Raw genomic sequence first — 14,068 nt, forward strand, 5'->3', positions numbered from 1 at the left:
ATTTATATTATCCTAATTCGGTGGCACGCTGTTATCAGCAGAATGGCTACAAGCTTTTGTGGGTAGCCCCAGACAGTGTCCGGACCCCGGCGACAGAGGCCATGCTGATGCTTGATTGTGCATTACAATATGGGCTTTCATTTGACGACTATCATCCTGAAGATCTGTTAATTGATAAATTACATTACCTCAGCGTCCATTTCGGGCAAACCGGGAATGATCAGAAATCCAGGTTCGATATCCTGCTTACGGACGCAGTACTGTATATGATCAACAACATGCATTATGGTAAGCTAAATCCCGATTTCCCGGATCACTATCTGGACTCTGCGGTGGTCAATGGATTTAATGCACCGCAACTGCTGCTGAATGCGATACACGGCAGGGACTTTAAAAAAATGCTGGAGACAGCCCAACCCGTATCAATCGCCTACCTGGATTTAAAGCGCCAGCTTCAGCTATTAACCGGGCCCTATCAAAATAGCTGTTATCAAAAGCCAAAGGACGACATACTGAAAATTGCTATTAATATGGAGCGCTTACGCTGGATAACACCTGAAAAAGGTGATTATATCCAGGTCAATATTCCGTCCTATACGCTGAAGTTTTACCATGCGGGGAACCTCGATGAATTTAAAGTGATCACCGGCAAACCGTCCACACCAACCCCAACCCTGCAAAGCGAAATAAACTATTTTATTACCTGCCCGGAATGGAAGGTTCCGTCAAAAATGTTTGTAGAGGAATTATTGCCTCAGGCCATCAAGGATAAACAATACCTGGAGAATAATCAATACGTAATCTATGATCAACAGGGGAACTATGTCGAGCCAACAACTGCCAGGCTTTTGGAGATTCAACAGCGCCCGGGGGCATTTTACGCCCGGCAATCTGTAGGCTGTGGTAATGCTCTGGGCCTGCTCGTTTTCCGCTTTCCAAATACATATGGCATTTATCTGCATGACACTCCCTTCCTGGAGTTATTTCAACGGGCAGATCGTGATCTGGGCGATCAATGTATCCGGGTTGAACATCCGGAACAGCTGGCCGCTTTGATCCTGGAAAATGATCAAAGTTCGGAACAGGTTAGTAATCTGCATCAGGCTATCTCCTTCTATCGAAAGAAACAATTCAATCTACGGCATCCAATTCCATTAAAAATTACCTATCTGACCTGTGAAGTAAAAGGGGGCAGGTTGATCAGTTATAAAGATATCTACGCGATGGATCAAAGCCTGGGAATGGCGCTTTATCATTTTAACCAGATTTTTTCAAGTAAAAAATAGACTCATTCTCGTTATAGGGAAAAATATTATCGGCCCCCGTGGTAGTGGTTAGATGATCTTTTCATTTTTTCCAGCAAATTGGCATCCGATATTTCGCGACAAGTTAATCAGAACATGTTTGGATCTCGTATATGCGCAGTCTTAGCGCGGAAGGTATAAAAACCACTTAAATTTCATACGGACCGCATCTAAGCCTAATTTGTCGAGATGAAAGCAAACATTAGCATGATTAAAAGGTGCTCTCAATGCCTTTCAAGCTGGGATATTGTTTTAAGATAGATAAAGAAGACTAATTGCAGAAAGTACCCCAGGAATAAGCAATCGTTTATAACATACTCAACGCCGCAACGGCCTGGTCTTTATTGTTATCAAATAAACCTGTTGACAAATTCTAAACCAACAGTTTCCTCTCAATTTTTAATCCTTTCCAAGCGGTTAGGTTCCAGGATTGTAATATGACCGGATTTTTTTTCAATCAGCCCTTCTTCTATAAAATCGGTTAAGGTCCTGCTAACGGTTTCCATAGCCATACCAGCCATACCAGCCAATTCTTCCCGGGATATTTTAAGCAGCAAGAAATCGTTTAACTTTTTGCTTAATCTTAATAGCGTTTGTGCCAATCGTTTTCTTACAGAATTATAAGCGAGTTCTAACATCTGATCTTCTTTCTCGGCTATATCATTTGAAAGCAATCGTAAAAACTGCTGACTGATAGATGGATAACGGGCCAACAATGATAAAACAGTATCCTTAGGCAGCAGACATACAGTAGCATCCTCAACCGCCACAGCACTTTCTTTATAGATCTCGTTTAGTAATAAAGCCTTTACGCCTAAATAATTATCAGCTTTATATAAACCAGTCATAAATTCTCTTCCATCATCTGATAACTTAGTAGTTTTAATACAGCCATCAAGCACCAGGTATATACCAGTTGGTTGATCACCATCGAAATATAAAACCTGCTTCTTTTTCACCTGACGTATTTTTCTGCTGGCTATCAATGCTTTTAATTCGATTTCTTCACCTTGGGGGTTATTCGTCAGTATATCCATGCTGTGCATGGTCCGGTTAAATGAAATTCTCCGGGCTTCGTTTTTATTTAACCGGCATATTACTGAACTAATTAATTCTGTACTATTAACCGGTTTAATAATATAATCGTCGGCTCCCAGTTGCATACCTTTTCTAAAGTCTAAAGGATCATTTTTAGAAGTTAAAAAAATAAACGGGATACTTGCTGTTTCTTTATTATTACTAAGTTTTTGTAAAACATCATACCCGTCCAATCCAGGCATCATGATATCACACAATATCAGGTCTGGTTTTACTTGCGATATTAATGCAACGCCTGTTTTCCCATTGTTTGCCTGAACTGTAGCGTATCCAGCTTGTGTTAATACTTTGGTCGTGATAGCTCTCATCAAGTCATCATCGTCGATAATAAGTATACATTCATTCATAATCAATAAGGTTAAAGTTATTAGGGATAACTTAGATTTAACTCATTATAGGCAGATCAGAACTTTTCAACTTAACAATTAAAAACAATAATCTAAATCCAGAGTTTATCAGTCCCGATTATGATTCGAAAAGATGTGTACTCAGTTTAGGTTGTAAATAAAATGTTGTTAGTTATAAAATTGGCAAATAATATCGTTTTGACAAACTCAGTAATTTTATAAGGATGCACAAATTTACAATTTATATTTATAAATTAAACTCGCAAAGGGCCAATATATACCTATACGCGGCCATTCTCGTGTTCAAACATCTTATTTTAAGTGTTTTTATCACACTATTTATCTTGAAATATCCTGAAATATACCCGCAATTTTTTGACAGGAGCCCTCCTTAAATTCCGAATAACCTATTACCCTCACCCCTTTCGGGCTCCCCGTCCATGTGGTTACCTCAGCCTCAATGCTAAATGTCAATCCTTTTGTTAGCGCATGCATGTAAGCTTGTTTGATCAAATTACGGTCGCTTCCTTCTTTAAACCACTCTAAAATCATCCCGAAATCAACCTCCGCACCTACAGGAATGTCTAATATTTCCATGGCGATTTTACTCAAAAAGGTTTTGTTATTTTTAACGTCGCACTTCCAGCTCCCAATTCGAGCTATTTCATTAGCTTTCCCCAAAATTTCTGACACATCATCGTTTTCGATATCCCGCATTTTTAAAACAGAAATATCTTCTGTATATATTAATAATCCTCCTATCACATTTTTATCGTCGTACCAGGGTCTTACCTCCCATTTTATCCACGTTTTTGCACCATTAGGTTTTTCGATCAGTTCACCATCACATTTATTAATGCTACCTCTCATTGTTGCTTTATAAATTTCAATGGACCTCAACTTACCAATTAATAAAACTGGGTTATAAACGGTGCCGGTTAAGTCGCCGTTGAGGTGGTTGTGATCCTTTAACCATTTATTTGAAAATGCCATATAGCGCATTTTCTTGTCGAACATGGCCATAGCAAATGGCGCTTGCAAAACAAATAGCTCATATTTATTTTCTGAAATGTTCTTTTTTGTTACATAATTTTCAGTTTTATCATTAAGATACTTTTTATAACGGGCAGTAAAATTGGACGGATTAGAGAAATTAAATATAATAGCTAATTGTTTTTTACTATACAAATTCTCCTCCAGATATTTTTCGGCCAACTCCATTTGCAAGTTCCTGTAGTAGGCAAAGACACTCATATTGAATTTAGCTCTAAAATCTCGCTTCAGTTTTGACTCTGATACAAAATGTTGCTTTGAAAGTTTCGCTATTCCTGGAAACTCTGCAAACAGACATGACTTCAATGTAGCTTCCACATCGATGGGTATTCTTTCAGGTAAGGAATTAAAACTTTCTAGGTTTTTATGAGAAACAAGTGCATTTTTATTTTCATTGTTGGCAATGTCTTTTATATGAACAAAAAAGCCATCTATTTCCCCATTTGCAAAATTAGGGCTATAAGTAACCATGCCTTTCCTTATTTCACCGAAAGATGCCCTGGTACTATATTCAAAACGCTGTTCACCACCTTCCAGTACAGCAGTTATATAAGGTAAATTTTCCGGAAAATTATCTTTTAATAATTCGGGCAATTTTAGTACATCAATCATACTATCAATCCGCCTGCCAAACCACATGGCATAGGCTTCGCTCGCATATCGACATATCAGGCCTCGATCCCAATAAGCGAACATTACTATCGATTGATGAACTATTTCAAAATCTGGCGCATGCTTTTTGTAAGTAATGGTATTCATATGGATCGGGGCTTTGTAAATTACAATAGTATAAAAGTGATAGTTATACAGATATAAAATAGTGATGATGATCATTTTAATAACAAACCGTCATCAACCAATTACCATTTGCTTGTTAAATTTGATACAATCTTGTCCTGAATTACGACGACCATGATAAAATCAGATTAGTATGTTAAGGAGATATAATGTTATGATATGTGTGTTTAAATTCATCGTTTGTACTGAGTATCTTGCCGCTCTCTTTTTCTTAAATTAATTAAAGTAAACCATGCTACTGTGATTTCCGCACAAATTTGATCTTGAGATATAAAACAAACGAAGCCGTTGACTATTTGTCAATGGCTTCGTTTGTTAAAATTTACAGGCTATATAAAAAAGCGGGTTCAGATTATCTGTTCCAAGCATTATCTGAGTGCGAATCATGGTCTTTCATTTCGTGACTTAATGTTTCGTTAAACTTTTCCAATAACTTTATATACCTATCCATCCAATAATAAATGGCATTTGGTGGCTGTTCCGTTCCGTTTTTTATTTCGGTAAAAGACTCTTCTGTTGCATTATTGCTTTTTTGGGCAAAATCCTCAGGAAGTTCGTCAGAGAAGTCGTGTCCAATCACAAACCCAATTTTACAGATAATATCAAAGCTCAGTTTCTCCGTTTCAAACCAATTATAAATAGTACGTCGGCTCACATTCAACCGTCTGGCAAGTTCGCTAATACCTATAGGATCTCTTCGAACCACACGCTCTACTACCTGGCCGTAATTTATATCCGAATAATTAGGAGACCTCATAGAATTGTTATCATAACTCACAACCGGATAATCGATTTTATTATACATACCTTAATTTTTTTAATATATCTAACCTTATTAAAAACTTTTGCAGGTTGATGTATGAACCTAATGTGATAAGTAGCCAATCATATCAAATAAGATTCGCTTACTATTTTCAATCTGTTCATCTTGTTCACCTTGCTATTATGTTTAATAAAAATAAATCAATGAAAACACTAAAAAGTGATTTGCATCACATTTACCCGTGATTTTGAACAATATGTTTTACAAGTTATTAAGAGCCCAATATCATTCTTTAGCCTATATTATTTCGGTATTAACGAGCATCATATCCAGCTTTTCATACTGTGAGTTATTACTGATATAATCTGGCAGGATACTTTTCATTTTCAGCACCATTTGATCGGTATTATTAAGCATGCTCAATTCCAACAATTCTTTGATTACTTTATTAACTTCGATATAACAATTAGGTATAGTTTTAGAAATCGTTATATTTTTATTGTGAGTTGGAATAATATGTTCGTCTACATTTAGCATTTCTTCGTATAGCTTTTCACCAGGCCTAAGTCCGGTATAAACAATTTTGATGTCCTCATCAGGTCTAAGACCGGCCAGCTTGATCATATTAGCTGCCAGGTCTGCTATCCTAACAGGTTCGCCCATATCAAACAGGAATATTTCGGAACCTTTACCCATTACTGCTGCTTCCAGAACCAGTTGTACCGCTTCAGGGATGGTCATAAAATAACGGGTAATATCAGGATGGGTTACTGTTACAGGTCCCCCCTTTTCAATTTGTGCTTTAAATCTTGGAATAACGGAGCCATTTGAACCTAAAACATTACCGAAACGGGTTGTAATAAATTTGGTGCGATGTATTGCATTATTATCATTTACTAAATAAAGAGAGTTTTTATCAGCGAGCTCGGTACCTAAAGACTGTATGTACATTTCTGCAATTCGCTTAGATGCCCCCATAATATTGGTAGGCCGCACAGCTTTATCTGTTGAAATCATTACAAACTTTTGCACCCCAAACTCCAACGAGATATCTGCCATGTTTTTGGTACCCCATACGTTGGTCAGCACCGCTTCTACAGCATTATTTTCCATCATGGGCACATGTTTATAAGCAGCGGCATGAAAAACAATCTGTGGTTTGTATAAGTTAAATAATGATTTAATCCGATTAGTATTTTGGATATCCGCAACAAATATCTTTGTCTTGCATGTGCTATTTCCGTCTTCAATTTCAAGCTGTATATCATGTAACGGAGTTTCAGCCTGATCGCATAATATGACATATTCCGGATTATAACTCATTACCTGCCGCACTATTTCAGATCCTATTGAACCGGCAGCACCGGTAACCAGAACTCTTTTACCACTGAGTTCGCTAAAAATATGATCCTTGCCTAACTCAATAGGTGCACGTTCTAACAAATCTTCAATTTTTAAATCTTTAAATTGGGTTAAATTAGGTTTTCCGTTTAGCCATTGACCGGAAGGCGGTACTGTAATAACTTTGATACCCAATTCTATACATTTTTCTATGGCAGTTTTTTTACCGTCAATATTCAGGTCTTCAGAAGTTACCAATATGGTTTTAATGGCAAATTTTTCCTTTAGACCCTTAAGTGCCCTTACCGGGTAAACCTGTCTTTGTTCGAGGCATTTATTTATTTTATCAGACCCAACATCTATAAAGCCCTGAACCTGTATCATGAGTCCTTTTTGGGCCTCGATGGCCTTCTTGATTAAAATAGAGGATGTGCCTGAACCATATATCAGTATATTATCTTTTTTTACCGCAGCTAAGGGACCATCAAGGTACAGAAACAGGTCTTTTATCACAATACGCATACCCATAAGTAATGACGATGATATAAAAAAATTAATGAGCAGAATATCACCTAATCCACTTAAACTAAACTGAAAGTAAGGTGCAAAAAAGATATTGCAAAGCAACATGAATGCGGCATTACTTACCAACACGGCCATGAAAACACGCAACATATCCTTGGTGTTGGAATATCTGATAATACGGGTGTGAATGCGCATAATGAGGAATATTAAAATGGCATTGACACAATAAAAAATCATATAATAAATATTATTTAACTTCATATCCAGTTTGTCCTTTAAAGAAATCGCCAGACAAAGGGATATAAAAACTATCACCAAATCGATCAGAAGAACTAACCACCTGGAATGAATTCTATCCTGAAATAGTAAATTTCTGATAAGTAACATAATAAATAAGATTACGGTTATTTATAATTTCAGACGTATCTGTAAAGTGGAAAAAAATCGATATCTGAATTTTTATCGATATTTTTTTTTGCAAGAAGTTCTTGATAAGCGCAAGGGTTGGCTACATAACGCCAGCTTTTATACGGAAGGCAAAGATCGGTGAAGCCTAACTTCCACTTAAAAAGTGCATCCTCTTTAAAACCCAATCCTCCACCCAAATTGTAGTAACGCATTCCTGCTGACCTTCCTATTATTGAAATTTCATCGGCCAAAAATTTCGACGGACTGTGATGCAGGTATTCTGCACGGGTACCTAATAAATGTGCCTGGATAATACCGTTTGTAAATGTGACTATGGTACTGCAAATGGCTTCATCACCGTCATATACTGTTAAAAGCCGGGCGTCATATTCATTGGTATTCAGTATTCTGACAAAATAGTCTTCATTAAACAAATAGTAATCAGATGCGCCCACCCGTTTCATCGTTTCCTGATAAATATTTACAAATACAGCAACAGCTTCCCGGTGCTTTTCATCTTTAATCACAAACCCTCTTTTCCTGGCATGTTTTACGGCATCCATGGTTGATTGCCGGTATCTTTCGCGTTGAGCTTCGATGCTTAAAGACAGGTCAATAACAACGGTTAGGCCATTTTCGTGTACCCCTCCAAATTCTTTGAGCAATAATTGTTGCTTGAAAAAAGGGTGCATCCGAATAAATACAGAGACATATTTTTCGTCTGATAAAAATTGAAGGAAAGCTCGTTTAAAATTTCCCATAAGCGATTCATCCAATTCCTCTATTTTTTTATTCGAAAAAGGTCCCGTATAACCATACACACAGCTAAGGTCAAAAAATTCAGATCCGGGAATTGTTCTTCGTAGTAATGGAATTCCAATAAAATCATCATGTTCCTGATATACAACTAAAATTGGCGCACCGCCGGTTTCCAAGGTATGATAATGCCAGGTATGATAGAAGTCATACTCAGCTGCTTTTTGAACATAGGAAATCCATTCCAATTTATGGTGGATGGTAAATATTCTAATCATAAGGTTATTGGTTTATTTAGAAAATGGTCATCTCTTGAGATCTTCATGAGCAATGAACTTCTTTTTTGAAATACTCATCATGACAAGCCCGTCTTTTTCACCGGTAATTTCAAATCCGGCTTTTTCGTAAATCGATAAAGCGGGAATATTCGCCGGGTGTACTCTTAGATATAAACTTTCCAGATCTTTGAAAAAAAAAGCATATTTTAGTATAAGCATAGTAGCCTGATAACCAATCCCCTTACCCCAATACAATTTATTACCAATAAACAAGTGCAGCTCTGCCTTATTCTGCTGAATATCTAGTAGTTGAATATTACCGATATAGGTATCGAGCCCCTTCAAGCATATGGCAAAGCGGATTTGATCTGGCTTACGCAAATTATCTTGTAGCCAAGCAGTTTCCATTCTGGATGTGATGCGCTTTGTAGCTTTAAACTTTGTAAATGTCCATATTTGCGGATCATTTCTCCATAAATAAGAGGTTTGGGCATCTTCTAGTACCAGGGGGCGTATATATACAGAAATCGTCATAAAAACTGTTGTAAAATATTTAACATAAAAAATATATCCTGAAGGTTATATCGGTGATCTATTGGCAAAGGCACCAGATAACGGGCCAGGCGATGTTCGAACATTTTTTTATTAGTCCACTTAAAAACATTAGGCCAATAAGTTGCAACATATATTTTTTTCTGTATCAGATGCAGCTTCAAATCCCGGTTCGTGCTCAGAAATGGATAAACCATTGGAGAAGAGCTCTCTGAAATATTGAACTTTAATAGGTTATGAGCTTGCAGGTGCTTATGCAAAAAATTAAAATTTCGCTTTCTTATCTTGGCACATTCTTCATAATCAATTCCCGAAAGGATTTTCTGCGTTAAACGCGACATACCTTTAATTTCATTATTTTCCAAAACCTCGTTATTGGCTTTATAATCGCTATAACCCGCTTCAATACCTAATTCTATGCTTTTTAGAAGATGAGAAAACCGGTTGATGGATAAGTCAACTGGTAACTTTTTACTAAGTTTCTTTTTAATTTGAAGATACGCTCCATCAGAAACGCCGAAAAACTTCCGGCAAGAATAAAATGTATCAATACCAGGCAAGGGTTCAGAAAAAAAAGCCTGTGAATTATCGATAATTAGGTTTTTGATCTGCTTACTTAATTCTTTTACGACTTCCTGTTTGATGCCAAAGTAATTGGTATATAAAAGGCAGGAATGCGGCTCGATCGCAAAATCAATAATTGGTTCAAGATTCTCATTTATAGTATAAAACTGATAAGCTATATTCAATTTATTTATAGGTTCTAGTATAACTTCACATGTGAAATAAGGTATGTAAATTTTAGTATAGGCTTTTCGCCTTAAAATGTATTCCAAAGCATTTCGACCTGTATTTAAACGCACTAAATTGGGATAGTAATCAATGCCGGGAGTAAGTTGCAGCTCAAAGTACCCCCCCATCGATTTTGGGTTAGGTTTGTTTTTTTGCATTGCTAAAGGATTGAAATTGTATGATTCTAATTATACTCAGCCTTGATCGCGCTGGTACATCCTTAAATGCGGAGGCTGATAATATTCATCCAGGTTTTCCGGAATACGTGCATTATACCCAATAACCTGGCGCAGTTCAGGACTTAATTCTGCAACAAAGTCATATCCTAAAAACCTTGAGTAATCCATTTGTTGCTTAAAAAATGGCCTGGTAAATCCTAGTGTCAGAGCCCTTCTTAAGTAGGCTGTACTATTTTCACCAGCAGCATGCCAAATATTTGAATTAAAGAGGATAATGCTGCCCTTAGGGACAATTGCCCGGGCAGCGTGCTTATAAAAATAAGTTTCGTCCGGACGCAGATCTGTTTTATGCGAACCGGAAAGAAAATAAGTTGCTCCATTCTCTAAAGTAAAATCATCCAATGTAACAATCATCTGAATCAACAGCTTTGTATCTTTCATAAAGGTTCTCACATCACGATGCATATTACTGAGATAGGGATGCTCCTGCCTTGCGTGTATAACAGCGTTGATACCGTTGAGGATATAATTGCCTCTCAAAAAATAACTGATCTCATCGTGACAAAACATTTTTTCAAGAAAACGGAGTGCAAAGTTATCCCGCTCTAATAAATGATGCAGAGTTCCGTCCATATTTGCACTAATACCATTCTTCTCCTGAATTTTTCTTCTGTAATCATATGCCGTTACCAAATCATCATTGATCGTTTTAATAAAATCAGGGTTTAACGCATCAGTGTAGGCAATCCATCCATAGTTATCCATTGCTTTTTCAAAACTCCTAATCGTTCTTTCTGCATAATTAAATTCATTTTCCATTATATAAAAAGTTTAATTGGTTATTTCATTAAGATCTGCATATTCCTTATCCAAATGCATTATGTTCAGCATCTCTGCGTTGATCATGTGCACGTCAAATTTTTTCCGGACAAAAGCAAGCCCGTTGATACCATAATGATATATGGCATCTGTATTATTAATAAAAAACTCCATTTTAGCCACAAGCTCCGGAACATTTTTTACCGGAACTAATAAGCCATTAACCTCACCTTCACTATTAATCGTTTCCCGACAGCCCACAGCATCGCAAGTAATGATAGCTCTGCCCATGGCCATTCCTTCCAGCAGGCTCCTGGGCATCCCCTCTCTATAAGAGGGTAAAACTATTACCGAGGCATTTTGAATATACGGGCGCACATCACCAACCTCGCCGCGATAATTAACCACATCACCACTACATATTTTAGTGTACAGTTCGTCGTCTATGACATCAACATTATCGCCGTAAGTACCGATGAGGTTAAAAGTAACCTCCGGAAAACGCAAGCGGATATTTTTTGCTGCTTCGTAATATTCACGTATGCCTTTTGCATTTATTAAGCGGGCTATCATCAAAAAGTTGATTTTTTTTGCATTTGGTTCGCAATAGGTGTAGTAATCAAGATCGACTCCTGAGCCATTCACGATAACAGCCTGGTGCTTTTCGTTTAATATATTGCATTGCAAAAGCGTTTGATAATCATCATTATTATGGAAGATTATCTTAAGCCGTTTACTTTCCGTCAGGCTAAACTTCAACAGCCTTCGCGTAATATGGCTTACCAGTTTATTTTTTGACGCTGATGTAAAATTATAACCCAAACCAGTGAGCATTGGTGTTATGCTTTTAATTTGGCATATTTTTGCGAGCAATGTTCCGTAAATAACAGGTTTTAGTGTATAAGGAAAAAAAACGTCGGGCTTGATATTTTTCATGAGCTTATAAAGCTGTATCATGTACATGAGATCTAAAAAAACAGATACAACACCTCCCTTAAGTTCAATTTCATGAACCTTAACCTGCATAAGTTTTAATTTCTCCCGAAAACTTGGATGCATTATACCGGAAGTGTATACATGCACTTTATGTTGCTGAGCTATCAACTCAACCAGGTTACCCCTAAAGTCCATCAATGATTTCGAGGAATCGCAAGCGATCAGAACCGTTTGTGCCATTTTGAATTCATGTTATTATTACAATACCTGCATGTATAATACAACCTTATATAGAGCTGTTATACCTGTACAAGAAGAGATTGACATTTATGCTAAAGAATGCAGGTAAATACTATCCCTCAGCTGGACATCTTAAAAATGCAACCCGGTTTAAAAGGAAAAGAGCCTGTACTGGGCGTACGGTTAAAGGATTGGTTGATGATACTAAATTTTAACAGCCCAATTGTATGAACAATTGGGCTGTTAAAGGGACATTAAACTTTATAAAACGATTAGTGAATGGCTCTTGGCCCTGTGCCTTGTACTACAAGTGCAGGTACATCGGCAGCCGCATTCAAATATTGTTTATAGGCATACTCAGGCACCCATGTAGATATCGGGGTAGTTATATCGTTAGCACCACAGTTAACAAAGATATCCGTATTTGCACCACTGATATAACCTGGAGGATCACCATCCAAATTAGTAGTAATGGGTTTGTGACCGTTTGCAAAGTAGTCATTGTCGGTTCTGACAATACCACCGGCTCTGGCCGATATAGAATAACTTGCGTTGTTCAAATGATAGTTATTAAAAAGATGCACCCGACCGTAGTTCATTGTTGGCTCTCTTTCACTAACGTTATACCAGTAATTGTGATGCATAGTGATGTGAAGTTTTCCTTGATCAGATTCGTGCCCTACTATGCCTCCACTAATGAGTACTGATAAGTTATTATCATGAAATTTACACCATGATACTGTTATAAAGTCAGACTCCCTTGTAATGGCAATATCCTTACCCCAGTATCCCCATTTTGAACGATCACATGAGAATTCGCAATGATCTACCCAAATGTGATGAGATGAGTATTTGATTTGAATACCGGCATCATAAACATAATTCTTAAGACGCAAATCCTGAACAATAATATTGCTAACGGTTTCCATAAAAAGTGTGAGGCCTTCTACGGAAGCATTCGGTTTACCGATTATTGATGTATTGGAACCTACATAAACCAAATCGTCCCCGGTACTCTTAATTGCGCCACTGATGTAAACTATTTTCGGAGCATTACCTTTTACCGCGCTTCTTAACGCTTCAAGTGAACTTACTGTAACTGATGTGCCGCCTGCACCACCGGTTGTTGTTCCGTTGTACATAGCGTATCCCATTAGCCCGGTTGTAGTTACCGATGAAGTTGATGCAGAATTATTAGACGTTCCAGTTGTCGCAGTACCTGCAGATCCGTCAAGAGTATATGTATACTTTCGGCCATTGGTTGCTGGATTGGTATTATCAGAAGCCGAAAACATCAGCTCCGTACCCCAATGACTAAAACGACCTTTCCCATAATTGCGAATATCCTGATGAACAGAATGAGGAGGTTTTAATTCGACTCCGTTTTCAAAAAGACGCATGGTTGATGCCGTGGGTTGCGTATTAGAGTCCCCAGATTTACTAAGCGGATAACCTATCTTGTAGGAATAACCACCATCTGACTTTAATCCCGTTAAATCAACAGCGGTACTGGTGCTTGTACCTACCGTACTTGTGGTAGCAGTAGTTTCTGAAACTGTTGTTAGTGCGGCATTATTAGATGCAAGCCCAGGAGAATTCCCGCTTTTTTGGCAACTACCCAACAGGATAATTGTGCTTAACATCAAACCTGCCGTTACCATTTTTTTAAAAGGTGTTGTTTTTCTTTCCATATGTGTTTTTTTCAATTAGGCCATCAAACGGGGGTGTGTTTGAAAAATTGCCAATAAAAATCACATGGAAAATAGACTTAAATCAAAATGGGTTCAAAAAAGCCTCAATTAAAGCGTTAACATCAATAACATGTATAATATAATTGTAAACCAACTGTATAAAACTGCACATTTCATGACATTAAAAT

Annotated in this window: 11 protein-coding genes; 1 reads left to right on the forward strand and 10 read right to left on the reverse strand. The window is 37.3% G+C overall.

Annotation, left to right across the window (positions count from 1 at the left end):
* Nucleotides 1-20 precede the first annotated feature (20 nt).
* The gene (locus tag ACTJKG_RS07710; protein WP_440738852.1) at nt 21-1,286 is read left to right on the forward strand and encodes a L,D-transpeptidase family protein; all 1,266 of its coding nucleotides are present in this window, start codon (nt 21-23) and stop codon (nt 1,284-1,286) included.
* A 410-nt stretch (nt 1,287-1,696) separates the two neighbouring features.
* Here the strand turns inward: ACTJKG_RS07710 and ACTJKG_RS07715 are convergent, their stop codons facing one another.
* From ACTJKG_RS07715 to ACTJKG_RS07760, 10 genes are all read right to left on the reverse strand, one after another.
* The gene (locus ACTJKG_RS07715) at nt 1,697-2,749 is read right to left on the reverse strand and encodes a response regulator (protein ID WP_440738853.1); all 1,053 of its coding nucleotides are present in this window, start codon (nt 2,747-2,749) and stop codon (nt 1,697-1,699) included.
* 339 nt (nt 2,750-3,088) lie between these two features.
* The gene (locus ACTJKG_RS07720) at nt 3,089-4,561 is read right to left on the reverse strand and encodes a PAS domain-containing protein (protein ID WP_440738854.1); all 1,473 of its coding nucleotides are present in this window, start codon (nt 4,559-4,561) and stop codon (nt 3,089-3,091) included.
* 391 nt (nt 4,562-4,952) lie between these two features.
* Nucleotides 4,953-5,405, reverse strand: a complete 453-nt coding sequence (locus ACTJKG_RS07725) for a hypothetical protein (protein WP_440738855.1) — start codon at nt 5,403-5,405, stop codon at nt 4,953-4,955.
* A gap of 255 nt (nt 5,406-5,660) precedes the next feature.
* The gene (locus ACTJKG_RS07730) at nt 5,661-7,424 is read right to left on the reverse strand and encodes an SDR family NAD(P)-dependent oxidoreductase (RefSeq protein ID WP_440738856.1); all 1,764 of its coding nucleotides are present in this window, start codon (nt 7,422-7,424) and stop codon (nt 5,661-5,663) included.
* Nucleotides 7,425-7,645: 221 nt separating this feature from the next.
* Complete coding sequence (locus tag ACTJKG_RS07735; RefSeq protein WP_440738857.1) at nt 7,646-8,671, reverse strand: GNAT family N-acetyltransferase; 1,026 nt, start codon at nt 8,669-8,671, stop codon at nt 7,646-7,648.
* Nucleotides 8,672-8,698: 27 nt separating this feature from the next.
* Entirely contained in the window at nt 8,699-9,205 is a 507-nt protein-coding gene (locus tag ACTJKG_RS07740) for a GNAT family N-acetyltransferase (RefSeq protein WP_440738858.1), read from the reverse strand.
* Nucleotides 9,202-10,173, reverse strand: a complete 972-nt coding sequence (locus ACTJKG_RS07745; protein ID WP_440738859.1) for a hypothetical protein — start codon at nt 10,171-10,173, stop codon at nt 9,202-9,204. Before ACTJKG_RS07745 ends, ACTJKG_RS07740 begins: the two co-directional genes overlap by 4 nt.
* A gap of 36 nt (nt 10,174-10,209) precedes the next feature.
* Complete coding sequence (locus ACTJKG_RS07750; protein ID WP_440738860.1) at nt 10,210-11,013, reverse strand: phytanoyl-CoA dioxygenase family protein; 804 nt, start codon at nt 11,011-11,013, stop codon at nt 10,210-10,212.
* A gap of 12 nt (nt 11,014-11,025) precedes the next feature.
* Nucleotides 11,026-12,189 (reverse strand): glycosyltransferase family 4 protein, encoded by a 1,164-nt coding sequence (locus ACTJKG_RS07755; protein WP_440738861.1) that lies wholly within the window; start codon nt 12,187-12,189, stop codon nt 11,026-11,028.
* A 272-nt stretch (nt 12,190-12,461) separates the two neighbouring features.
* Entirely contained in the window at nt 12,462-13,880 is a 1,419-nt protein-coding gene (locus ACTJKG_RS07760) for a pectate lyase family protein (protein WP_440738862.1), read from the reverse strand.
* Nucleotides 13,881-14,068 lie beyond the last annotated feature (188 nt).

The sequence above is a fragment of the Mucilaginibacter sp. 22184 genome (genome assembly GCF_052045695.1).
Taxonomy (GTDB): Bacteria; Bacteroidota; Bacteroidia; order Sphingobacteriales; family Sphingobacteriaceae; genus Mucilaginibacter.